The organism is Mesorhizobium sp. WSM4836, assembly GCF_055811815.1.
In genome coordinates this window covers 1-230 of record NZ_JBVVQF010000171.1, presented here as the reverse complement: position 1 = coordinate 230, position 230 = coordinate 1, and the positions used below count along the sequence as shown (strand labels likewise).

Below are 230 nucleotides of genomic sequence, written 5' to 3'. Positions count from 1 at the left end.
CTCCGCTTCCGCCCTCCGCCGCGCCACGTTCAGCAGGGGGAGGGAAACATCGATCCCCGTGCAGCGACCCGCCCCGCGTCGCCGGGCGAACGCCAGCGTCGTCGCGCCCGTGCCGCAGCCGATATCCAGAACATCTCTGATCCGATCGGTCAGGGTGGCATCGATGATGATCTCCCCGAATGGAAGGAACAGGCGATCCAGGAGCGGCTGGAGATCCGCCCATGCGTGAC

Annotated in this window: 1 protein-coding gene; it reads right to left on the bottom strand. The window is 67.4% G+C overall.

Going from position 1 to position 230, the window contains the following annotated elements; all coding sequences use genetic code 11:
* A partial coding sequence (locus AC0L2P_RS32535; protein WP_473507282.1) for a class I SAM-dependent methyltransferase occupies positions 1 to 230 on the bottom strand: 230 nt, incomplete at both ends.